This is a genomic window from Bradyrhizobium sp. CB1717, from assembly GCF_029714325.1.
Taxonomy (GTDB): domain Bacteria; phylum Pseudomonadota; class Alphaproteobacteria; order Rhizobiales; family Xanthobacteraceae; genus Bradyrhizobium.
Genome location: NZ_CP121666.1, coordinates 927,456 through 947,419 on the forward strand (window position 1 = coordinate 927,456; position 19,964 = coordinate 947,419).

The 19,964-nt window shown below is 61.2% G+C and carries 22 protein-coding genes; 19 read left to right on the top strand and 3 right to left on the bottom strand.

The window, feature by feature from the left end; all coding sequences use genetic code 11:
- Nucleotides 1-45 precede the first annotated feature (45 nt).
- Nucleotides 46-855, top strand: coding sequence for an HAD-IA family hydrolase (locus QA649_RS04315; protein ID WP_283023125.1), 810 nt, complete (start codon nucleotides 46-48; stop codon nucleotides 853-855).
- Here QA649_RS04315 and QA649_RS04320 read toward each other — a convergent pair.
- Complete coding sequence (locus QA649_RS04320; RefSeq protein ID WP_283023126.1) at nucleotides 833-1,309, bottom strand: hypothetical protein; 477 nt, start codon at nucleotides 1,307-1,309, stop codon at nucleotides 833-835. The genes QA649_RS04315 and QA649_RS04320 overlap by 23 nt on opposite strands.
- A gap of 155 nt (nucleotides 1,310-1,464) precedes the next feature.
- Here QA649_RS04320 and QA649_RS04325 point away from each other — a divergent pair, with 155 nt between their 5' ends.
- From QA649_RS04325 to QA649_RS04410, 18 genes are all read left to right on the top strand, one after another.
- Complete coding sequence (locus tag QA649_RS04325) at nucleotides 1,465-2,625, top strand: DegT/DnrJ/EryC1/StrS family aminotransferase (RefSeq protein WP_283023127.1); 1,161 nt, start codon at nucleotides 1,465-1,467, stop codon at nucleotides 2,623-2,625.
- 257 nt (nucleotides 2,626-2,882) lie between these two features.
- Nucleotides 2,883-3,701, top strand: coding sequence for a hypothetical protein (locus QA649_RS04330; protein ID WP_283023128.1), 819 nt, complete (start codon nucleotides 2,883-2,885; stop codon nucleotides 3,699-3,701).
- Between the two features lie 18 nt (nucleotides 3,702-3,719).
- Complete coding sequence (locus QA649_RS04335) at nucleotides 3,720-4,448, top strand: ribulose-phosphate 3-epimerase (RefSeq protein WP_283023129.1); 729 nt, start codon at nucleotides 3,720-3,722, stop codon at nucleotides 4,446-4,448.
- Nucleotides 4,445-5,554, top strand: coding sequence for an ROK family protein (locus QA649_RS04340; protein WP_283023130.1), 1,110 nt, complete (start codon nucleotides 4,445-4,447; stop codon nucleotides 5,552-5,554). The genes QA649_RS04335 and QA649_RS04340 overlap by 4 nt, the downstream gene beginning before the upstream one ends.
- 151 nt (nucleotides 5,555-5,705) lie before the next feature.
- Nucleotides 5,706-6,590: a hypothetical protein gene (locus QA649_RS04345; protein WP_283023131.1), complete on the top strand. Its 885-nt coding sequence runs from the start codon at nucleotides 5,706-5,708 to the stop codon at nucleotides 6,588-6,590.
- A 51-nt stretch (nucleotides 6,591-6,641) separates the two neighbouring features.
- On the top strand, nucleotides 6,642-7,124 hold the full coding sequence (locus QA649_RS04350) for a GNAT family N-acetyltransferase (protein ID WP_283023132.1): 483 nt from the start codon (nucleotides 6,642-6,644) through the stop codon (nucleotides 7,122-7,124).
- Nucleotides 7,125-7,360: 236 nt separating this feature from the next.
- Nucleotides 7,361-7,534, top strand: a complete 174-nt coding sequence (locus QA649_RS04355; RefSeq protein ID WP_283023133.1) for a hypothetical protein — start codon at nucleotides 7,361-7,363, stop codon at nucleotides 7,532-7,534.
- Nucleotides 7,535-8,091: 557 nt separating this feature from the next.
- Nucleotides 8,092-9,090: a P-type conjugative transfer ATPase TrbB gene (trbB, locus tag QA649_RS04360; RefSeq protein ID WP_283023134.1), complete on the top strand. Its 999-nt coding sequence runs from the start codon at nucleotides 8,092-8,094 to the stop codon at nucleotides 9,088-9,090.
- A complete protein-coding gene (locus QA649_RS04365; protein WP_283023135.1) occupies nucleotides 9,087-9,428 on the top strand; it encodes a TrbC/VirB2 family protein in 342 nt (113 codons plus the stop codon). The genes trbB and QA649_RS04365 overlap by 4 nt, the downstream gene beginning before the upstream one ends.
- Nucleotides 9,428-9,703: a VirB3 family type IV secretion system protein gene (locus QA649_RS04370; RefSeq protein WP_283023136.1), complete on the top strand. Its 276-nt coding sequence runs from the start codon at nucleotides 9,428-9,430 to the stop codon at nucleotides 9,701-9,703. The genes QA649_RS04365 and QA649_RS04370 overlap by 1 nt, the downstream gene beginning before the upstream one ends.
- Nucleotides 9,704-9,710: 7 nt before the next feature.
- Entirely contained in the window at nucleotides 9,711-12,143 is a 2,433-nt protein-coding gene (gene trbE / locus QA649_RS04375) for a conjugal transfer protein TrbE (RefSeq protein WP_283023137.1), read from the top strand.
- A 2-nt stretch (nucleotides 12,144-12,145) separates the two neighbouring features.
- A complete protein-coding gene (gene trbJ / locus QA649_RS04380; RefSeq protein WP_283023138.1) occupies nucleotides 12,146-12,904 on the top strand; it encodes a P-type conjugative transfer protein TrbJ in 759 nt (252 codons plus the stop codon).
- A 12-nt stretch (nucleotides 12,905-12,916) separates the two neighbouring features.
- Nucleotides 12,917-13,234: a putative entry exclusion protein TrbK-alt gene (trbK-alt, locus tag QA649_RS04385; protein ID WP_283023139.1), complete on the top strand. Its 318-nt coding sequence runs from the start codon at nucleotides 12,917-12,919 to the stop codon at nucleotides 13,232-13,234.
- Complete coding sequence (gene trbL / locus QA649_RS04390; protein ID WP_283023140.1) at nucleotides 13,231-14,592, top strand: P-type conjugative transfer protein TrbL; 1,362 nt, start codon at nucleotides 13,231-13,233, stop codon at nucleotides 14,590-14,592. Before trbK-alt ends, trbL begins: the two co-directional genes overlap by 4 nt.
- 2 nt (nucleotides 14,593-14,594) lie before the next feature.
- Nucleotides 14,595-15,284: a conjugal transfer protein TrbF gene (gene trbF, locus QA649_RS04395; protein WP_283023141.1), complete on the top strand. Its 690-nt coding sequence runs from the start codon at nucleotides 14,595-14,597 to the stop codon at nucleotides 15,282-15,284.
- Nucleotides 15,281-16,360: a P-type conjugative transfer protein TrbG gene (gene trbG / locus QA649_RS04400; protein ID WP_283023142.1), complete on the top strand. Its 1,080-nt coding sequence runs from the start codon at nucleotides 15,281-15,283 to the stop codon at nucleotides 16,358-16,360. The genes trbF and trbG overlap by 4 nt, the downstream gene beginning before the upstream one ends.
- Nucleotides 16,351-17,559 carry a TrbI/VirB10 family protein gene (locus QA649_RS04405; protein ID WP_283023143.1) on the top strand — a complete coding sequence of 403 codons (1,209 nt, stop codon included), beginning with the start codon at nucleotides 16,351-16,353 and terminating at the stop codon, nucleotides 17,557-17,559. Before trbG ends, QA649_RS04405 begins: the two co-directional genes overlap by 10 nt.
- Nucleotides 17,556-17,813, top strand: a complete 258-nt coding sequence (locus QA649_RS04410) for a DUF2274 domain-containing protein (protein ID WP_283023144.1) — start codon at nucleotides 17,556-17,558, stop codon at nucleotides 17,811-17,813. Before QA649_RS04405 ends, QA649_RS04410 begins: the two co-directional genes overlap by 4 nt.
- On the opposite strand, the gene QA649_RS04415 is transcribed toward QA649_RS04410, so the two are convergent.
- Complete coding sequence (locus tag QA649_RS04415; RefSeq protein WP_283023145.1) at nucleotides 17,777-18,694, bottom strand: LysR family transcriptional regulator; 918 nt, start codon at nucleotides 18,692-18,694, stop codon at nucleotides 17,777-17,779. The genes QA649_RS04410 and QA649_RS04415 overlap by 37 nt on opposite strands.
- A gap of 424 nt (nucleotides 18,695-19,118) precedes the next feature.
- Nucleotides 19,119-19,961 (bottom strand): IS5 family transposase, encoded by an 843-nt coding sequence (locus QA649_RS04420; protein ID WP_283023146.1) that lies wholly within the window; start codon nucleotides 19,959-19,961, stop codon nucleotides 19,119-19,121.
- Nucleotides 19,962-19,964 lie beyond the last annotated feature (3 nt).

Consider the following 19,964-nt stretch of genomic DNA (forward strand, 5'->3'; position numbering starts at 1 on the left):
CCCAGACCAACAACACAGGTCGCAGGCGTTAGACAAAACTCTTCTATGATCACCAAACTCAAACATCTACTAAGGACGCAGGAAGTTATGGCCGCAGCATATCACAAAGAGCCGAAAGGAGCGCTGCATGTGCGGGGCATGATTTTCGACGTGGATGGCACCGTTGTCGACTCGGAACTAGCGAGCGAACGCGTATGGCGTCGCTGGGCAATTCGGCGTCATGTTGATCCCGAACGACTTCTTGCTACCGCCCGGGGACTTAGGACAATTGACACTCTCCGCCTTTTCTGTCCGCCTGGCGTGCGTCTGGAAGACGAGCTTGCCGATCTCAAGCGCGAGGAGTTTGTCGAGACAGAAGCTGTCACTGCTGTGGCCGGTGCTGCGGAGTTTCTCGCAGGCCTTGCGCCAGAGCGGTGGGCCATCGTGACATCAAACACACGGTTGGTGGTTGAGGCGCGACTGCGCCATGTAGGGCTTCCTGTTCCTCGCGTCCTTGTCTGTGCTGAAGACGTGTCAGCGGGAAAACCTGACCCCGAAGGATATATTAAGGCAGCTGCAGCCCTGGACTGCCCGCCAGGGGCCGCTCTCGCCTATGAAGACTCGCCAGCAGGAATTGAAGCCGCGCAACGCGCCGGTATGGAAGTAATTGCGATATGTCCGCCGGGGAGGGGGGACGTTTCTTACAAGGGATTCGCAATTCGGAATTTTGTCGGCCTGAAGGTCACGTTATGCCCGGGCAGATGGATGAGCGTGAACTTGCCGCCCGGAGATTCTGCGGAGGGCGCGCTGATAGATGGTGCGGAGCCAAGTTCTGCCGTCATTCGCCCCGCGCTCAGGTGCCAGGCAGGGTTGTGAATCGGCTAAAGCTGGGAATGCTCATATGGGTCTCGCCCTGTTCGATGACTTCGAAGAAGCCCACGCACAACTCGCAACCGACCTGGTCCAGATACTGGAAGACGGTCTCGGCCAGCGGCGCTTGGCTCTTTGCGGTGGCCGCACTCCCGAACCCGTCTATGAGAGATTGCGGGAAGGCTTGCTTGCGCGAGGGGCCGATTGCAGCGAATTTCGAGTGTACGTGACCGACGATATCCTTTCGTCGCGAGCGAACGAACGCATGATACGGCGGCTGCTTTGTGATCCGCTCGCCATCTCGTGTATCGCGCCAAGTACAGACGAAATGGCCGCATTGCGCGTCCAGTGCACCGAGGCGCCCCTGTTTCACGCTGTTGTCCTTGGCGTGGGCGCTGATGGTCATACTGCGGCCCTCTTCAATGCCGCCGACAGTGATTGTGAAGAGGACGTTCTGCACACGGTCTCTCCGTCAGGAGAGGCGCGGATCTCGCTAGGGCTGAGTGCTCTAGCGCAGGCTCGAAGAATCTTCCTGGTTGCTGCGGGCGCCGATAAGTCGGGCGCGGTTGAACAATTGTTTTGCGGAGGCATGAGCTCCGGAGCGATTATCGCTAGATGGTCGCAAACCACATGCGTTTTCGACAAGGCCGCCGGATCTTTGATATCGAGATCGGAGAATACGACATGATCGTATCTCGTTACAATTATACTTCTCAATTTGGCGACCAACTCCCGGTAACGGTCGCCGCGATTCAAGAAGCCCTGCTCAATGGAGATTACATACTCGGCAACCACGTAGAATCATTCGAGACATCCTTCGCATCTCTTATAGGCGCGAATTATTGCGTCGGTGTCAATTCAGGAACGGACGCGCTAATCCTCGGCCTCTCTGCATGTGGGCTCGGGCAGGGATCTCGCATTGCTGTTCCAGCCAGCACGTTCCATGCGACTATCCTGGCCGTTGTTCGCATCGGTGCCATCCCCATTTTAATTGATGCTGATCCTCGCACTTTCCTCATGGATTTGGATAGCCTTGAAGGTGAGCGCCACCTCGACGCAATTCTCCCCGTTCACCTCTTCGGACTGGCAGCTGATATGGAGAAGATCAGGCTGCACGCGAACCGCATTGGGGCGATCGTCATCGAGGACTGCGCCCAGGCTCATGGTGCGATGGATGGCAGCCGGCGGACGGGGGCTCTTGGAGCGGTCGGCTGCTACAGTTTCCATCCGAGCAAGAATCTAGCCGCCGCAGGTGACGCTGGTGCTTGCGTTACCAACGATGCGGAGATTGCGGAGCGATTGCGATGGCTGCGGCAACTGGGGCAGAAGGCGCAAAATGACCACCTTGTTGCTGGCTTCAACTCGCGGCTGGATGTAATCCAGGCAATAGTGCTGAGCGTCAAGCTTCCAAAGTTGGAACAATGGAATCAAGCACGCGCCGCAATTGCAGCACGCTATCGGAGTGAATTGGGAATATACCCAGTGTCATTCCAGGATCCGAGAGGTCCAGGTGAGCATGTGTATCATCTCTTTCAGATGCGCACTCGTGACCGAGACGCTCTGTTGAAACACCTTCGCGCGTTGGGAGTAGATGCGACAATACGCTATCCCGTTCCTGTTCATCAACAGCCGGCCTTTAGGCAGGAACCGTGGGCTCAGGGCCGTTTTCCGGTGGCAGAGGCGCTCGCTAAAGAGCTGCTTTGCTTGCCCATTCGCCCAGATTTAACCGACGAGGAGATAACGCATGTTCTCAGGAGTGTGGGAGAATTCTTTTAGTGGGCGCGGACATGCACGAACGCAGTTCTGATCAGCACCGCGCACCCTTTATAACTCGCGGGGTAACACTGACCGGCGGTGTACCTAGCTATGGTCCGATTCGCTGGAGCGGGGTCGCACCAGATTTTGTTGCACGTGTCGAGTTAGCGGGGCTTTGTCGATCGGATCTCAGAGAAGCTCTAGGCGAACGCGCAGTGCGATCAGACTTCGGTCACGAACTCGTTCTTCGTGTCTTGAGCGCACCGCGCGAATCATGTTTGCGGTCTGGTGACCGGGTTGTCTACGATCCCCACATCGAGATCGAGCGAACGTCAGGATTCGCGGAGACGTTCTTCGCGCGTGGATCTTCTGAAGTACTTGAGAAGGCCTTCCTCAGAGTTCCAGAGGCGATGCCGGATGAAATCGCTCTATTCTGTGAGCCAATGGCCTGTGCCGTGCATGCGACTCGCGCCCTCCAGCGACACTATAAGGCTAGCAACGGACAAGGCGCAGCTCGTGCTGTGGCGTTCACGGCAGCCGGCTTGGCCTCACTGCTGCAGGCCAAGATACTTAAAGCCGACGGGGTTGCTGTAAGTCTTTATAATCGAACATGGCCACGCATCGAGGCGCTTCGCAGAAGTTCGGTCGTTGAGGCGATTGACGCATCTCTTCTAGCCCGTGCAGTGTCTGACAGCTTTGATACCGTTGTGACGTCTGGCGCATACAGCGACTCCGCGTCACTTGAAGTCGCGTTTCGCATCGTTCGGCCCGGAGGGCTCGTGCTGTTGTTCGGCGGCACTCATCCAGGGGAGCGCACATTCGGTCTCCTCGACACCGACGGTATCCGTAGGAGTGAGAGGCTAGAGACCGTGACGATTTCAGGAAAGATCGTACTCGTGGGTGGAGCTTACGGCGCGACCACCGCCGACTTCGTCGATGCAATGGATATCCTGCATCGGAGCGCCGTCTCGCTTGGCCTACGTAATATCCTCGATCGCCGTATCCGCCTGTCGGAGCTCCCCTCGCATATTCGAGACGTAAACGCTGGCCTAAGCCTCAGCTATGGAAAGACCATCGTAGAGACTCGTCCGCTATAGAACGAAGGTTTTTGAAAGATGATGGGTTTCTCTGCGACATCAAAGGACGATCCCGCAGGCTTGATCAGCGGCAATACTCAGCTAATCGTCGCACCAGCCCTTCTCGCCGCCCCTGTCCTTACATTAGGCGTTGCGGCGCGCGCCTGCTCTCGCGCGGGCGCCGACGTGCTGCATATAGACGTCATGGATGGCAGGTTCACACCTTCCGTGACATTCGGCGCTTCACTCATCAAGGCCCTTAAGCAAGAGCGCGAGACTTCCATTCCACTGGACGTGCATTTGCTCATCGAAGACGTTGATCGCTATTTTGAAACCTATCTTGCCGCGGGAGCAGATATTCTTACTATACACCTAGAAGCCAGCCGGAACCCTTATAGGACGCTGGAAGGAATCCGCGCGGCGCGATGCCGGACGGGGCTCGCTATTCTTCCAGCAACTCCTGTTTCTGCTATTCAGGAGTTGCTGCCACTTATCGACCTGCTCTTGATAATGACGGTCCACCCCGGAGAAAGTCGCTTCCTGAGTTCTGTCGTCGCGAAGATCGAACGTCTTAGGCTCTTGGCGAACCAGACGGGACGCGCATTCAGAATTGGCGTCGACGGCGGAGTTAGGCCCGATACTCTTCCCTCGATGGTAGCCGCGGGCGCCGATTGGATCGTCGCAGGTTCGGCCATCTTTAATGACAGAGAAGATATTTCGGCAACCATCGGCGGCCTCCGAGATCTCGCGATCAGAACAGCACAATGACCCTCCGCTTCTCACTAGATGGCCACTTGGCCAGTCCGATCGTAGTATTCGATCTCGGCGGTACTTGGTTCAGGAGTGCTATCGCAGAACCCTGTGGTCGAATCTCCAATATTCGATCCAGGACGGCGATAAGCTGCGCATCCGAGCCAGCGAGAACCGTTGCCCTCTTGCAAGCTGATCTCGTTGAGTACGTGATCAATGATGTTGCCGCTCGACGAAGCAGCCGTGGCGATCTAGGCAACCAGGTCGCAATTGCGCTTGGAGCGGCACTGGATCAGAGGACGGGCGTCGTTTGGAATTCCGGGCCATTATGGGGTGCGTCGAGTGAGCCCTTTGATCTTCCTGCTGCGTTGCGGCGCAAAGTCCCGGGTATCGAGTGGAATGTGGTCAATGACGTAACCGCCGCGTTGGTTGCTCAGCTTCGGCGGGCCAATACCATCTCCAATGGAACAACCGTATTCGTGACGATTTCGACCGGCATTGCCGCGCGATCGTGGTCGACCGCTCTTGGGGGCATTCCTGTCGATGGCCTTGTCGGATTGCAAGGCGAGATTGGGCACGTGCCGGTCAGCTGCGTCTTCCGCGAAACGATCATTCATAACCGCTGCGGATGTGGGGGAGCCGATCATTTGAATGCGTTCTCGTCAGGAAGAGGAATCAATGCGCTGCTCAGAACTCTCAGCCAAGCCTATCCAGATGTCGCCGCGATGTTGGGCAATGCTATCGACCCGCAACCGACACGTGCCTTCGCCATGGCCCTACGCCGGCAGTGTCCCGTGGCTAGGGAAATTCTAACCATGGTAGTCGATCCACTTGCGAGGGTTCTATTAACAGCCCTCGCTATGGACCCGACAATCTCCAGGGTCTTTCTTGGCGGGGGAGTTGTCGATGGAATTGGACGCTCCCGCTATCTTGCAGCGTTGACCGCACAGCTCAAGGCTTACGGGGCTTATCAGAAAACAGAGCATTGTCCACGTTTCTTCGAACTGCTGTTGCAGGCAGTCGACGCTCGCGATCTCGGTCTCGCTGGTGCGGCTTATGCCATGCAAACGGCACTCAATAGGATTGGGAATGTTATTGCGATGGGCCATCACGCGCCGACCTGACCAGGACGTCGGAATGCTCTGCGAAAAGCAACAAGCGCTACCCAACGCCGGCGTTCGCGTAACTCCGCGTTGGTGCGGAATCTGTGGAACTGACTTAGATATAATCAGACGCGACAGACCCGACAGTCCGTCGGTTTTAGGGCACGAGGCGGTGGTCCGTGTTGTTGAGAAGAGCTCAGGTTCGAACTGGAGCGGTTCTCTATTTGGCTGGGCGGCGGTTAACCCTGTCTCCGCCAGCAGCCAAAACGACATTCTCGGGCATTCGGTCCCCGGCATATGGTCCAGCTCGCGCGTTGTCACCCCGGACGAAATAGAGGCCGATCATCTGGTCGAATGGCGTGACGCTCCAGACCATCCTGCTGCTGCGTTGGTGGAGCCCTTGGCGACCGTTGTCTATGCCGACGAACTCGTTTCGAGCTGCATTTCCGAGGCATCGTCGGTCGCGGTCGCCGGCTCTGGATCGTTCGCCGCCCTCGCGGCCCTATATTTTTTCTGCAGAGGCGTACGATGCACCATTGCCGGATCGGATAACCGTCGACTTGAAGAACTCGGTCGCACACTCAACATTCCCGGCCTTCGGCTTAGCCAGAGGCAAATGCTGGCGCCCTCTTCGGGTTTCGATGCGGTATTTGTTGCGGTGCACAGATCAACTAGTCAAGCTGCAATCGATTTCGCATTTACCCAAGTGCGGAGCGGGGGAGTGATTGACCTGGTCGGAGCGCCCGACGGCCGTTATCGCCATCTGAAAGACATCCGCTATTCGAACGTACGTGGGCTACCGTGTGCTGGCGTCAGCCGACGTATTAGAGGTCCCCGCGGCATGGCTCTTCTCACCGGCCATCGCGGGACCGCCGAAAGGCATTTCTGCGTGGCAATGTCTCTAATCCAGACCGACCCCGAGTTTTGGCGGCGCGCCATCACGCATATCGTCCCATTTCAAGAAGCGCCCGATGTGATTAGAGCGGTTGCAAGAGAGCGCTCAACCCGAATCCATAACATTGGAGTCGGAAAAGTCGTGATCGATATGGCTGCATGATCTCGCTCAAGGCAACGAAGCTGTCGTTGCGGAGGAAACCAAAAGCTATCCATGAAAACTACTTACTTCTTGAGCATGCATATTGGCGAGGCAGCACTACGGAGCTGGGTTCACTCGCTCGACCTAACCACTGGTCCCGAACTCGATCCGGAGCGGTATCTGAACATTTATCGGCGCGTTGGCGCACCTTGGGGTTGGCGATCGCGTCTCTCATGGACAACCGACGAGATTGCTACTCTGTTGACGCGTGACGATCGAGAAGTTTGCGTGCTTCATGAGGCAACGTCAGATATCGGCTTTTACGAAATAGATTTAGGAGCCGAACGCGAAGCAGAAATACTCTATTTCGGCCTCATTCCAACCGCTGTCGGACGGGGATATGGTTTCGTTCTGATGGATGATGCGATCCATCGTGCTTACGCACGGGGCGTAAGGCTTCTCAGGATCAAGACCAGCACCACCGATCACCCCAATGCGCTACGACTTTACCATAAGGTAGGTTTTCGCCTCTGCTATAGCGTCACCGTCGACTGATGCTCTCAGTATGCGCAGCGGTTCTCGGACTCGCTACCTCGGTCGAAGACGATGGCATACCTCATTCAATTGCGGTCACGCCGGCTGGCTTCAGACGCTGCGTGCTGGGAGCGTCGGACGGGGGCGCAAATGAGATCTTGACTGGCGCCTGCTTTCCCTAACCCTCGAAACAGCCAAGCACAGTCATTTAACCTTTAACCGGCGTGCGGGCCTCATCAATTTGGATCACCTGACCCATGGCATTCCCATCGTTCATTCAAAGCTCCTTCATTCTAGAAGAAGCCGTCAATCCTGAAAGTGCGAAAGACTCTGTACGTTATCGTGCGTCTTGGGACATTGCTATGCAAAAGCGGCCGCTCGATCCGGATGTTACCGACACGGCGCCGGCGGATTCGATCCTGACTCCTTGAACACGCCGTCACTTATAAGTGACTCTGCGCCGCCGTTACTAAGAGGGAGCGGTACAGAGCACTGACCAGCCACGTGCAAGTGGGGCGTAAAGCGGGATTGGCGGAGAGGCGTCAGTGCCCGCGCTCTCAGTCATCCACTAGGATTGGTAGTTAACCGTAAACGGTCGGCAAATTCCTACAGACCTACGTTATCCCGCAGTTGGGGCGACGGCGTGGCGTCGGCTGCGATAGAGCGAAGAACGCCGCCGCTCAATAGCGAGAATCGGGTAATCCGCACTGCCTCCTCACGTGCGTCAACGCGCAGCGGCTTGCCCGAATGCATCGTGTGCGACATTGCCACCAGTTCACACTCAAGAAAGTCTGTCTTCAGCGCGGCGCCCGTGCAGAGAATGCCATCAGGATTGATCAGCAGTCCTCTATGCAGCAAGTATTTTTTCTCTGCTCTACGCCTGGCTCCTACGACGGCTGAATACTTGTTGAACTGACTCGTTTCCTGCCTTCTCTACTCATCCCCGTCGTCGATCGCATTTTGCGATTGACGCTCGACGGGGGCGGTCGTGGCGGTCACTTCAATCCACTCGGAAGCCTTCTCGCGTGGCGCGCGCATGCTGCGCACTGCGCTTGGCCCGGCGATCGCGACGTTCCTCGAAGACCCCTCGATCGTCGAGGTGATGCTCAACCCCGATGGCCGGCTCTGGATCGACCGGCTGTCAGGCGGTCTGGAGGATAGCGGACGGACGATGTCCGCGGCCGACGGCGAGCGGATCGTGCGCCTTGTCGCTCACCATGTTGGCGCTGAGGTCCATGCCAACAAACCCCGGGTTTCGGCCGAGCTTCCCGAGACGGGGGAGCGGTTCGAAGGACTTCTTCCGCCGGTCGTTGCAGCGCCGGCCTTTGCGATCCGCAAGCCTGCGGTGGCGGTGTTCACGCTGGATGACTACGTCACCGCCGGCACCATGACCGCCGGTCAGGCGGCGGCGCTGCGGGCTGCGGTCGCTTCGCGCAAGAATATCCTGGTCGCTGGCGGTACCTCGACCGGCAAGACCACGCTGACCAACGCACTGCTCGCCGAGATTGCCGGCACCACCGATCGCGTGGTGCTGATCGAGGATACGCGCGAGCTGCAATGCCGCGCTCCGAACCTGGTCGCGCTGCGTACCAAGGACGGCGTGGCGTCGCTGTCCGATCTGGTCCGGTCCTCCCTTCGTTTGCGCCCCGACCGCATTCCGATCGGTGAGGTGAGGGGCAGAGAAGCTTTGGAGCTCCTCAAAGCCTGGGGCACTGGTCATCCCGGTGGGATCGGAACGATTCACGCAGGCACGGCGCTGGGCGCGCTTCGCCGCCTCGAACAGCTCATCCAGGAAGCCGTCCTCACTGTTCCCAAGGCGCTGATTGCCGAGACGATCGATCTCGTCGCGGTGCTGCGCGGCCGCGGCAGCGAACGCCGCCTTGCTGAACTCGCTCTCGTCGCCGGGCTCGATCCCGCCACCGGCGATTACCGTGTCCAATCCGCCGGGGCGGGCGGCGACCCCTCGCTCCCCGGAGACCCCTCATGATCCAGTTTCTTCCCGCGATCCGTCGCGTTCGCTGCCGCTTCAGCAACGTCGTGGCGATCACCTTCATCTCCATCGCCTTCGCGCCAGCGGCCTACGCTTCCGGCTCCTCGATGCCCTGGGAGACGCCGCTCAACCAGATCCTGGAGTCGGTGCAGGGTCCAGTCGCGAAGATCATCTCGGTCATAATCATCACTGTAACTGGCCTGACGCTCGCATTCGGCGACACCGCCGGTGGATTCCGCCGGTTGATCCAGATCGTCTTTGGCCTGTCGATCGCCTTCGCCGCCTCGAGCTTCTTCCTGACGTTCTTCAGCTTCTCGGGTGGGGCGCTGGTCTGATGGTGGGAATCGTCGATCCAGAGGTGCCGGGCTTCTTCGCGCCGGTCCATCGGGCGCTGACGGACCCAATCCTGATGGGCGGTGCGCCCCGTAGCGTCGCGATCGCCAACGGTACGCTTGCGGCCGCCATTGCACTCGGCTTGCGCCTCTGGATTCCCGGCGCGCTGCTCTGGGCCGTAGGCCACGCCGCGGCGGTCTGGGCGGCCAAGCGCGACCCGCAGTTCGTGGACGTCGTCAGGCGCCACCTCCGCTATCCGTCATACCTCGCCACATGAGGCTGCCATGCTGAACCTCGCTGAATATCGCAACCGGCCCACTAGCCTTTCCGACTTTCTGCCCTGGGCCGCTCTGGTCGAGCGCGGCGTGGTCCTCAACAAGGATGGATCGTTCCAGCGGACGGCGCGCTTCCGTGGCCCGGATCTCGACAGCGCGACGTCTGCGGAGCTGGTCGGTGTGACGGCCCGCCTCAACAATGCGCTCCGCCGTCTCGGTTCAGGCTGGGCGATCTTCGTCGAGGCCCAGCGCATCGCAGCGCAGACCTATCCGTATAGTGCCTTTCCCGATGCGGCATCCGCGCTGGTTGATCTCGAGCGGCGGGATGCGTTCGAGGAGGCTGGCGCGCATTTCGAGAGCCGGTATTTCCTGACCTTTGTCTGGCTCCCGCCGGCCGAGGATGCATCGCGCATCGAGGGCTGGCTCTATGAGGGGCGCGCCGAGAGGGGCGTCGACCCTTACGAGTTGCTGCGCGGCTTTGTCGATCGGACCAACCGCGTCCTGCAATTGGTCGAAGGGTTCATGCCGGAGGTGGCGTGGCTGGATGACGGCGACACGCTCACTTACCTGCACTCGACCATCTCGACCCGGCAACAGCGCGTCCGCGTCCCCGAGACGCCGATGCATCTCGACGCACTGCTCGCGGACGAGCCGCTCGCCGGCGGCCTCGAGCCGCGCCTTGGCAGCCAACATCTTCGCACGCTCACGGTGGTCGGTTTTCCAACGGCGACCCATCCCGGAATCCTCGACGAGCTGAACCGGCTTGCCTTCCCCTATCGCTGGTCGACGCGCGCGATCCTCCTCGACAAGACCGAGGCGGTGAAGCTTTTGACCAGGATCCGCCGGCAGTGGTTCGCCAAGCGGAAGTCGATCGCCGCCATCGTCAAGGAGGTGATGACGAACGAGGCCTCGACACTGGTCGATAGCGATGCCGCCAACAAGGCCACTGACGCCGATCTCGCCTTGCAGGAACTGGGCACCGACGACGTCGGCCAGGCCTACGTCACCGCAACCGTTACCGTCTGGGACGAGGACCCCGGCCGCGTCGCTGAAAAACTTCGCCTCGTCGAGAAGGTGATCCAGGGTCGCGACTTCACCTGCATGCCGGAAGGGGTGAATGCGTTAGAGGCCTGGCTCGGCTCGCTGCCGGGGCACGCCTACGCCAACGTTCGCCAGCCGCCCCTCTCGACATTGAACCTGGCCCACATGATTCCGCTGTCGGCGGTCTGGGCGGGGCCGGCGCGCGACGAGCATTTCAAGGCGCCGCCGCTCTTCTTCGGCAAGACCGAGGGCTCGACCCCATTCCGATTCTCGCTGCATGTCGGCGACGTCGGCCACACCCTGATCGTCGGCCCGACCGGCGCCGGCAAGTCCGTGCTGCTGGCGCTGATGGCGATCCAGTTCCGCCGCTACCGCAAAAGCCAGATCTTTGCCTTTGACTTCGGCGGCTCGATACGCACCGCGGCGCTCGCCATGGGCGGTGACTGGCACGATCTCGGCGGCAGCCTGTCTGATAGTGCCGAGGATTCCGTCTCGCTCCAACCGCTCGCACGCATCGGCGATGCGGCGGAGCGCGCCTGGGCTGCCGAATGGGTGACCGCGATTCTTGCCAAGGAAGGCGTCACCATCGATCCCACCGCGAAGGAGCATATCTGGTCGGCCTTGACCTCACTGGCGTCCTCGCCCGTCGAGGAGCGGACGATCACCGGCCTGACCGTCCTGTTGCAATCGACCGCGCTCAAGCAGGCGCTACAACCCTATTGCGTCGGCGGTCCCTCCGGCCGGTTGCTCGACGCCGAGGTGGAGCACCTCGGCCTCGCGTCCGTCCAGGCCTTCGAGACCGAGGGCCTGATCGGTGCTGTCGCCGCGCCCGCCGTCCTCACCTACCTCTTCCATCGCATCGAGGGACGACTCGACGGCCGGCCAACGCTCCTCATCATCGACGAGGGTTGGCTCGTCCTCGACGATCCGGCCTTCGCCCAGCAGCTGCGCGAATGGCTGAAGACGTTGCGGAAAAAGAATGCGTCCGTCGTCTTCGCCACCCAATCGCTGTCCGACATCGACGGCAGCAACATCGCGCCCGCGATCGTGGAGAGCTGCCCGACGCGGATCTTCCTGACGAACGAGCGCGCCATCGAGCCCCAGCTCACGGCAATCTATCGGCGCTTTGGCCTCAATGATCGCCAGATCGAGATCATCGCGCGAGCGACGCCAAAGCGGGACTATTACTGCCAATCGCGACGCGGCAATCGGCTGTTTGAGCTCGGCCTCGGGCCGATCGCGCTTGCCTTCTGCGCGGCATCCTCCAGGGACGACCACGCCGCCATCGAACGGCTGCTCGCCGAGCACGGCCGCGAGCACTTCACGCCAGCCTGGCTCGCCGATCACGAGCTCCTCTGGGCCGCCGATCTCATCCCTGACCTGACAAACCTGGAGGAGTAATCATGACCACCCGTAAGACGCGGCGCGCCAGCCTGATGGCCGCGACCGCCTTCTCGCTCGCCCTGTCGCTTCAACCGCTTGTGACGATGCCGGCGTCTGCCCAGTGGATCGTCTACGACCCCACGAACTTCAGTCAGAACGTGCTGACAGCGGCGCGCGAGCTGCAGCAGATCAACAATCAGATCCAGATGCTGACCAACCAGTCGCAGAGCCTGGTGAACCAGGCGAAGAATCTGGCGAGCCTGCCGATGTCGACGCTGGCCCAGCTCCAGTCGACGATCGCGCGGACCCAATCGCTGCTGAGCCAGGCGCAGAACATTTCCTTCAACGTCCAGCAGATTCAAACCGCATATTCCAGCAGCTACGGCGCGGCGCCGACCACCGGGTCCAGCGCGACGCTGTTCGCCGCCGCCCAAACCCGTTGGCAGAACTCGGTCGGCGCCTTCGAGGATTCGCTGAAGGTGCAGGCCGGCGTCATCGGCAATATCCCGACCAACTCCAGCGCGATGACGTCGCTGGTGACAGCCAGCCAGTCCGCCAGTGGCGCGCTACAGGCAGCTCAAGCCGGCAACCAGCTCCTTGCCCTGCAATCTCAGCAACTGTCAGACCTGGTCGCGGTTCTCGCGGCGAAGGGACGCGCGGACGCGCTTGAGCAGGCACGCGTGACGGCGACGGAGTCGCAAGGCGCCCAGCAATACAAGATCTTCTCGACGCGCAGCGGCTACCAGCCCGGCAACATCACTATGTTCAGCGGCAACTGAAGGCGTAGGACTATGGATCGCTCGGATTTCTGGCGCGCAGTCGCGATGATCGCTGTGCTGGCCGTCTTCATGGCCACGCTGTCCTATATCCATCGGCGTCCAGCGCCGCGGGCCATGTCCGACGCTCCCGCCGTCTCCGTATCAGATGATCTCTCGGCCGAGCTGCGCCGCTGTGGCGCGCTTAGGTCCGAGGATGCCGAAGATCCGCACTGCCGGGCGGTCTGGGAGGAGAACCGCGCGCGCTTCTTCGGCAGGCCGGCGCGGCCGCTGCTGCCACAGGCCGCGCCGGCCACTCCGCCGACCAACGCGACGGAAGGAGGCGCGCCATGAACAACGTCGGCGTCATCGACACCTTCCTCAATACTTACACCACCTATATCGACTCTGGCTTCGGCCTGATCAAAGGCGAGGTCACCTATCTCGCCTCGACGCTGATCGTCGTCGACATCACCTTGGCCGGCGTATTCTGGGCCTGGGGCGCCGACGAAGATGTTCTCCAGCGGCTGGTGAAGAAGACGCTCTATATCGGCTTCTTCGCCTTCATCATCACCAACTTCAACAATCTCTCAGGCGTCATCTTCAATAGCTTCTCGGGCCTTGGCCTCAAGGCCGGCGGTTCCTCGATCTCGACCGCGGACTTTTTGCGGCCCGGCCGGCTTGCGCAGATCGGTCTCGATGCCGGGCAGCCGCTATTGGACGCGGCAAGCCAGATGATGGGCTTCACCAGCTTCTTCGCCAATTTCGTGCAGATCGCCGTGCTGATGGTGTCCTGGCTGCTGGTGCTGATCGCCTTCTTCATTCTGGCAGTGCAGCTGTTCGTGACCCTGATCGAGTTCAAGCTGACGACGCTCGCCGGCTTTATCCTCATTCCCTTCGCTCTGTTCAACAAGACTGCGTTCCTTGCGGAGAAGGTGCTGGGCAATGTCGTCGCCTCCGGCATCAAGGTGATGGTGCTCGCCGTCATCGTCGGCATCGGCACCGGGCTGTTCTCCCAATTCACGTCAGCCTATGACGGCGGCCAGCCGACCATCGAGCAGGCGCTTTCGGTCGTGCTCGCCTCGCTCGCCATGCTCGGCCTTGGCATCTTCGGTCCCGGCATCGCAACCGGTCTTGTGTCCGGCGCACCGCAGCTTGGCGCGGGTGCTGCCGTCGGCACAGGCCTTGCCGTCGCCGGTACGGCGATGGCGGCAGGCGCGGGGCTTGGACTGGCCGGGAGGGGAGCAATGGCCGCGACCTCCGGTGCCGCGGCGGCCGCACGCGGTGGCGCGGCGATGGCGGGCGGTATGTCCTCTGCCTACAGCCTCGCATCAGCCGGCGGGTCCGGCGCTAGTGGAGTTGCCTCCGGTCTCGGTGGCGCGGGCCGTGCTGCGGCGAGCGCGGCGGCAGCCCCCGTCGGACGCGCCGCGGCGAGAGCGGCCAGTGCAATGAGTGAGAGCTTCACCTCTGGTGCCCGCGCCGGTGTCGCAAACACCGGTGGTTCCTCGACCATGGGGACCATCGAGCGTGGCGCGGCCGCAAATGATGGAGCCACCCCAGGAGCGGCAAGCGAGAGCGGTCCACCCGCTTGGGCCCAGCGCGTCAAGCGCAATCAGACGATCGTTCACGGCGCGCGGACCGCAGCCCAAGCCCTCAAATCCGGCGACAGCCACGGCGGCGGTCACTCCGTCGATCTCTCGAGAGGAGAATAATAATGTCAGTCTTTCGGCGATCGTCGGTCCGCTACGGCCGCACGCCCGAACCCGCAACCCCGTATCAGCGTGCCGCGCAGGCGTGGGACGATCGCATCGGCTCGGCGCGCGTGCAGGCCAGGAACTGGCGGCTGATGGCCTTCGGTTCGCTGATCCTTAGCTGTGGTCTTGCCGCCGGGCTCGTCTGGCAGTCCACGCACGGCACCGTCGTTCCCTGGGTGGTGCAGGTCGATAAGCTCGGCGAGGCCCAAGCCGTGGCGCCTGCTGTCGCCGACTACCGGCCAAGCGATCCGCAGATTGCCTGGTACCTCGCGCACTTCATCGCGATGGTGCGCTCGCTTCCGGCCGATCCGATCATCGTGCGGGAGAACTGGCTGAAGGCGTACGACTTCACGACCACGGCGGGCGCGATGGCGCTGAACGATTACGCCCGCGCCAATGATCCATTCGCCAGTCTCGGCAAGCAGCAGGTCGCGATCGACGTCTCCAGCGTCATCCGCGCCTCGCCGGATAGTTTTCGCGTGGCCTGGGTGGAGCACCGCTATCAGGACGGGGCGCTCGCCGGCACCACACGCTGGACCGCGATTCTCACCATTGCGATTCAGTCACCCACCGACGCCGATCGGCTGCGCAAGAATCCGCTCGGCATCTACATCAACGCCATCAACTGGTCGAAGGAGCTGGGCCAATGACCCCGCCAATTTCATTACGTGCCGGCGGTCCGGCTTCGCGTCTTTCCGTCATTCAGCAAAACCGCAAACACAGCGGTACGTGCTTCCGTAAATCCGCAATTGCGGCTTTACTGATGTCCGTCGCTGCCCTTGGCGGCTGCGCGCACAATTTCATTCCACCCGATATCAACTACGATACCGCAGAGCCGGCAACGCTCACTGCGGATCCGCCGTCGCCCGTCAAGATCGTGGAACTGCCCAAGCCCTTGCCGCTGCCCGGGCAGTTGAAACCGCTCACGGCCGGCAAACACGTCCCCGAAGCCGCCGATCCAAAAGTTCGAGTCAAACAGGCCAATGCCGCGGCACGCGTGCAGCCGGTCCGCAACGGTTTCATCAACGCGGTTCAGGTCTATCCGTTCTCCGGCGGCGCCCTCTACCAGGTCTATACGGCGCCAGGCCAGATCACAGACGTCGCCCTCCAGGAGGGCGAGCAACTCACAGGCTCCGGCCCGGTCGCCGCCGGCGACACCGTGCGCTGGATCATCGGCGATACCGAGAGCGGGGCGGGGGCGACCAAAAAGATCCACATCCTGGTCAAGCCGACGCGGCCGGAGTTGATCACCAATCTCGTCATCAACACCGACCGGCGGACCTATCTCCTCGAGCTGCGCTCGACGGAAAAGACCTATATGGCCTCGGTCTCCTGGCAGTATCCCGATGACCAGCTGATCGCGCTTCGGCAGCAGAATGCGACGGCGGAGGCCGCAACGCCAATTGCCGCCGGCGTCGATCTCGGCTCGATCAACTTCCGCTACGCGATCGAGGGCGATGATCCGGCCTGGCGTCCTCTGCGTGCCTTCGATGACGGCAACAAGGTCTACATCGAATTCCCCAGCGGCATCGTCCAGGGCGAAATGCCGCCGCTGTTCGTCATCGGTCCGGCCGGCGGCTCCGAACTGGTCAACTACCGGGCGAACCGCAACTACTACATCGTCGATCGCCTGTTCGCCGCTGCCGAATTGCGCCTTGGCGACAAGGACAGTGAGCGGCGCGTGCGCATTGTCCGCACCGACGGAAGGCCGCGCTCATGGCGATAGGCAGCGAAGACGAACATCAAGGCGATGTCCCACTGCTCGCGCCGCCGGATCTCCGGCTCCGGGGCGAGCGGCCACCTGTCACGCGCCTCTCGCGCAAGATGCTGATTGGCCTCGGTGCGGTGTCTGCTCTCGCGGTCGCGGGCGCGCTCGGCTATGCGCTGCAGACCCGCAACAAGCAGCAAGCCGGCCAGGAGTTGCTCAGCACCCAGAACCGCCCTTCACCTGAGGGCCTTGCCGCCTTGCCGAAAGACTACACGGGTTTGCCGCGTCAGGCGCCGCCGCTCGGGCCACCGCTGCCCGGCGATCTCGGCAAGCCAATCCTCAACGCTGGCGCTGCACCCAACACCATGGTCCCGGGAATGGCGTCCGATCCGGAGACGCAGCACAGAGCGCAGGAGATCGAGGCGGCGCGGGTCAGCCGCCTCTTCGCCCAGACCGTTCAGCAACCGCAGAGCGTCGGGCAGCCTATCCCGAATACCTCCGCTGCAACTGCGACAACCCCGACCGCTACACCGCCCGTCGATGCCGGATCCGCCCAGAACATGCAGGATCGCAAGACGGCCTTCCTCAACGCGTCGACGGACAAGCGCACGGTCAGTCCGGACCGGCTCGAGGCCAAGGTCTCACCCTATGTCGTGCAGGCGGGCACCGTGATCCCGGCTGCGCTCATCACGGGCATCAGGTCCGATCTGCCCGGCCAGATCACCGCCCAAGTCACCGAAGCGGTCTACGATAGTCCGTCCGGCAAATATCTTTTGGTGCCCCAGGGCGCAAAACTGATCGGCCAGTACGACAGCTCCGTCGCGTTCGGCCAGAGCCGCATCCTCCTGGTCTGGACCCGCATCATCATGCCGGACGGCAACTCGATCGTGCTGGAGCGCCAGCCCGGTGCCGACACCGGCGGCTATGCCGGGCTCGAGGACGAGGTCGACAACCACTGGGGCATGCTGTTCAAGGCCGCCGTCCTCTCAACCATGCTCAGCGTCGGCGCCGAGGCGGGCACCAGTCAGAACGAGAACAATCTCGTTCAAGCGATCCGCAGCGGCGCCTCCAACAGCATCAGCCAGACCGGCCAGCAGATCGTGCAGCGCCAGCTCAACATCCAGCCGACGCTGACCATCCGGCCAGGTTTCCCGGTCCGGGTCATTGTCACGCGAGATTTAGTGTTGGCGCCGTACCGGAAGGGAGGAACACCGTGACAAAGCTCAAGCTTGGGCCACTCGAAGACGACAAACCAGTCAAGCTCACAGTCGAGCTGCCGGCGGCGGTCTTCAGGGATCTCAAAAGCTACGCTGAGATTCTGACGCGCAGCGGAAGCGCGGCGACGCCGACCGAACCTGCCAAATTGATCGCGCCGATGATCGAGCGTTTTATGGCAACCGATCGGGCCTTTGCGAAGGCACGGCGAAATGTCGCTCAGGCCTCACCGGAGGCAGCGGAAAGATCCGGATAGCGCTCGCGAAGCAGGTCGAGAAACGGACGCAGTGATGGATTGCTGTTCGTCTGCCGCCAGTACGCGCGGAAGCTCATTCGTGTCGGCCCCTCGGAGTCGTGGACCTCTCGGAAGGTGACGCCTGGATAGTTAGCGCCGGTCGCACCTTCCAATGCTAACAGAATACCCCCGTCCACGCCGACCAAGGGGAGCAGTTGCTCGATCGCCATTTCATGGCGAGGCAGCGTGAAAGCATCAAGAGCTCCCAATTTGCTGATAAGGAGCTTTAGAAATTCCGGTCCTGGGCCACGCTGCGAGATTAATAGCTGTTCGCCTTTTAGTTCGCCCCAGCGAATTAGGTGACGACTTGTGAGAGGATGCTCCGCTGGGAGGGCGGCGACGACACGCTCGCTCCAGAGCAACAATGACTTGTCGCTCCAGCTCGGATAGGACTCTGTCACCACGGCAATGTCAACGGCGGAGCTGGTGAGATCCGAGATCAAATGATCGCTCGCGCCGTCGACAAATTGTCGATGGACATCGGGAAACCGCCGCCGGTGATCGAGGAGAGTGGCCCGGAGATTGCCCGCTGAGAGGGAGGTGTGTACGCCAATGATCAAGCGACCACTCTCCCCACGCGAGCGGATCTTGAGGCGAGCGGTCATTGCCTCGGTCGAGGCTACGATGCGCCGGGCATCTTCAAGAAATTCGCGAGCTTCCATGGTCGGTCGCGTCCCACCGTTACTGCGGTCGAAGAGCTTGCTACCGACCGCGTGCTCGAGACTTCGAAGACAGCGACTGAGCGTTGGCTGCTTGATCCTGAGCTCCTCTGCTGCTTGGCGAAGGCTTCGGTGCTGGGACGCGACGATTGCCCAGCGTAGGTCGCGAAATTCCACTGGCACGGTCGAAGCATAACCCCTCTAGCTCGTATCGCTCGGTCAAGTGCTGGGATTCCAAACCAAAGTCGGGATCAATCGATGTATCAACCGTTAGTAGAATTACCTTCCAAGTTAATCGGAAGCAAAGTTTCTGTCGAAATGGGTAGAACCGGGAACTTCATGGTGGTGGCACAATCCAGCGCGAGACTGCCCAAGGCCATACGCTTGCCGAGTTGCTATCCAGCGACAGCGTGCGAATAAAGGCCGAGGGCGGTGAGTCTCTGACATTTTATGAGACGAAGCGAACGAAGAACGAAGGTAGCGAATCGTCGGGACTCTTCGTTGCTCAAAAATTCAACCCTGGTGGGCTGTGGCTCTGCGCCCATCGGCATCTCTCTTGCAAGAGGCCAATCCGTTGCTCAACTTTACTCAACTCTTAGAGCCTGACTCAAAATTGCATTGCTGTTTTTACCGCTGCGATGCGCCTTGTCATGAGTTGGACAGAGGCGAGGAAGAGCCAGGCAGTTGCGCTTTCGATGGTTCGCTCGAAGTCCTTGGCCAATCTGCGGTTGCGGCCGAGCCAGGCGAAGGTTCGTTCGACCGCCCAGCGGCGCGGAAGCACCTCGAAGCCCTGTGCGGCATCGGAGCGCTTGATGATCTCGACAGTCCACCGGCCGATCTTTTCCAGCACCGCCTTGAGCTTTTCGCCGGCATAGCCGCCATCGGCGAAGATATGGCGCAGCCAGGGGAAGCGGTAGCGAATGCTGCACAGGACATCTGGCGCGCCATCGCGATCCTGGACGTCGGCAGCGTGAACGATCGCTCCGACCAGGAGCCCTTGGGTGTCGGTGACGATGTGGCGCTTTCGACCCTTGATCTTCTTTCCCGCGTCGTAGCCGCGAGGGCCGCCACTTTCCGTGGTCTTGACCGATTGGCTGTCGATCACGCCGGCCGTCGGCGAGGCCTCCCGGCCGATCGCCTCGCGCGCCAGCATCAGGAGTGCGTGGTTGATCGATTGCCACAATCCGTTGTCGCGCCACTGGTAGAAATAGTACTGCACCGTGGTCATTGGTGGAAACAGAGTCGGCGGCAGCATGCGCCACGGCAATCCGCCGCGCAGCAGATAGAGCACGGCCTCGACGATGTCGCGATAGCTCCATTTCGGGCGCCGCCCGCGCTTGGCCCGCACAGGAAGCAACCTCTCCAGCACGCCCCATTCCGCATCCGTCAAGTCGCTTGGCAAACGCAGCTCCTCTCGGGCAAACTGTGCCCGGGTGATATCAGTCCACATTCT

What these genes read in the sequence shown, in the direction of transcription:
- QA649_RS04315 (WP_283023125.1), top strand. Translation starts at nt 46, where the DNA reads ATGATCACCAAACTCAAACATCTACTAAGGACGCAGGAAGTTATGGCC.
- trbJ (WP_283023138.1), top strand. Translation starts at nt 12,146, where the DNA reads ATGACCACCCGTAAGACGCGGCGCGCCAGCCTGATGGCCGCGACCGCC.
- trbF (WP_283023141.1), top strand. Translation starts at nt 14,595, where the DNA reads ATGTCAGTCTTTCGGCGATCGTCGGTCCGCTACGGCCGCACGCCCGAA.
- QA649_RS04350 (WP_283023132.1), top strand. Translation starts at nt 6,642, where the DNA reads ATGAAAACTACTTACTTCTTGAGCATGCATATTGGCGAGGCAGCACTA.
- trbL (WP_283023140.1), top strand. Translation starts at nt 13,231, where the DNA reads ATGAACAACGTCGGCGTCATCGACACCTTCCTCAATACTTACACCACC.
- QA649_RS04355 (WP_283023133.1), top strand. Translation starts at nt 7,361, where the DNA reads ATGGCATTCCCATCGTTCATTCAAAGCTCCTTCATTCTAGAAGAAGCC.
- QA649_RS04325 (WP_283023127.1), top strand. Translation starts at nt 1,465, where the DNA reads ATGGTCGCAAACCACATGCGTTTTCGACAAGGCCGCCGGATCTTTGAT.
- QA649_RS04420 (WP_283023146.1), bottom strand. Translation starts at nt 19,961, where the DNA reads ATGTGGACTGATATCACCCGGGCACAGTTTGCCCGAGAGGAGCTGCGT.
- trbG (WP_283023142.1), top strand. Translation starts at nt 15,281, where the DNA reads ATGACCCCGCCAATTTCATTACGTGCCGGCGGTCCGGCTTCGCGTCTT.
- QA649_RS04365 (WP_283023135.1), top strand. Translation starts at nt 9,087, where the DNA reads ATGATCCAGTTTCTTCCCGCGATCCGTCGCGTTCGCTGCCGCTTCAGC.
- trbK-alt (WP_283023139.1), top strand. Translation starts at nt 12,917, where the DNA reads ATGGATCGCTCGGATTTCTGGCGCGCAGTCGCGATGATCGCTGTGCTG.
- QA649_RS04370 (WP_283023136.1), top strand. Translation starts at nt 9,428, where the DNA reads ATGGTGGGAATCGTCGATCCAGAGGTGCCGGGCTTCTTCGCGCCGGTC.
- QA649_RS04340 (WP_283023130.1), top strand. Translation starts at nt 4,445, where the DNA reads ATGACCCTCCGCTTCTCACTAGATGGCCACTTGGCCAGTCCGATCGTA.
- QA649_RS04405 (WP_283023143.1), top strand. Translation starts at nt 16,351, where the DNA reads ATGGCGATAGGCAGCGAAGACGAACATCAAGGCGATGTCCCACTGCTC.
- trbE (WP_283023137.1), top strand. Translation starts at nt 9,711, where the DNA reads ATGCTGAACCTCGCTGAATATCGCAACCGGCCCACTAGCCTTTCCGAC.
- QA649_RS04335 (WP_283023129.1), top strand. Translation starts at nt 3,720, where the DNA reads ATGATGGGTTTCTCTGCGACATCAAAGGACGATCCCGCAGGCTTGATC.